Below are 1,328 nucleotides of genomic sequence, written 5' to 3'. Positions count from 1 at the left end.
GCGCGACCTCGGGCATGGTCCACAGCCGCGTGGACTCCATCTTGTAGAACGTCCCGGAGTGCTTGACGTCCTTGTTGTCGAGCCCGGACTGGAACAGCTTCTTGATGACGTCGATCGCCTCGAACATGCGGTTGATGCGCTCGGGTGCCTCCGGCCAGTACCCCGCGACCACGTGCTCGTTGAGCGCCTCCCCCGAGCCCAGGCCGAGCCAGTGCCGCCCGGGGTACATCGCGGCGAGCGTCGCCGACGCCTGGGCCACCATCGCGGGGTGCCAGCGGAACGTCGGCGCCGTGACGCCCGGGCCGAGGTCGCCCGTCGTACGCTCGCCGAGCGCGGTGAGCACGTTCCACACGAACGACGACTCGCCCTGCGCCGGGACCCACGGCTGGAAGTGGTCCGCCGCCATGGTGCCGGAGAAGCCGTGCTCCTCCGCGTAGGCCGAGAGCGCGACGGCCTCGGTCGGGTGGAACTGCTCGAGCATGGCGGCGTAGCCGATCGTCAGACCCATGCTCCGACCCTAGTACGCGCCGGGCGAGACTCGCCCGAGCGAGGCCGGGGCCGCCTGCTGCGGCGGTCCCGGCCGTGCGTCTCAGACGTAGACGGGGGTCAGCGCCGCGTACTCCTCGACGGAGCCGTTGCGGAGGCAGACCTCGATGATCTGCCGCCCCAGCGGGTCGAGGTCGTCGGTGAGGAACTGCCGCAGCTCGCTGGCGAAGAAGTCGGTGATGATCCGCGCCCCGGCGTCGTAGGCCTCCAGACCGACCTGGGACTGGAGCTCGGGCCGCAGGAACGTGGGCCGCACGAGCTGGCCGTCGATCTTCATCTCCGTGAGCGTGTACCCGAACAGCGGGCACCGCGCCGGGGTGAGCTCCTCGGGGCGCAGGCGCCCGCCGCCGCGCCGCGCAAGGTACTCGCGCGTGAGCCACTCCGCGGCGAAGTCGACCTTGTACGCGCCGATGTGCTGGTTGGGCGTCAGGACGTACCGGGTCCGGTCCATCTCCACGAGCTGGCGCAGCAGGAGGTTCGCGGCCGCGACCTTCGTCCCCGTCGCGAACGGCCAGTACGACCCGACGCCCTCCGCGACCATGCCGCCGTGAGCCAGAGCCTCCGTCGCCGACCGCGACTCGCCGATCGACGGGTTCTTGTCCCCGCGCGGCGCGACGAGCCGCCAGATCCACGCGAGCGAGGCGGGGACCACGTGGGTCATTCCCATGATCCCGTAGGTCGGGTGGTCCCGGCTGCAGGCCGGCATGCGGGCGCCGAAGGTCCGGACGTCGACCTCCGCCGGGCCGCCGACGTCGGTGAGCAGGTGGCGGGGCACGACGACC

General features: G+C 71.8%; 2 protein-coding genes. Both read right to left on the bottom strand.

The genetic code is table 11. The features are described from left to right. Positions 1 to 508 (bottom strand): LLM class flavin-dependent oxidoreductase (locus G3I78_RS46280; RefSeq protein ID WP_164436525.1); only part of this gene is annotated, 508 nt, incomplete at its 3' end. An 81-nt stretch (positions 509 to 589) separates the two neighbouring features. After that, positions 590 to 1,328, bottom strand: a 739-nt coding sequence (locus G3I78_RS46275; RefSeq protein ID WP_164436523.1) for a DUF4914 family protein, incomplete at its 5' end; no start/stop codon positions are given.

This window comes from Streptomyces sp. SID13726, from assembly GCF_010548375.1.
GTDB lineage: Bacteria > Actinomycetota > Actinomycetes > Streptomycetales > Streptomycetaceae > Streptomyces.
The sequence above is the reverse complement of the archived record's forward strand: the minus strand, read 5'-3'. Positions and strand labels throughout refer to the sequence as shown.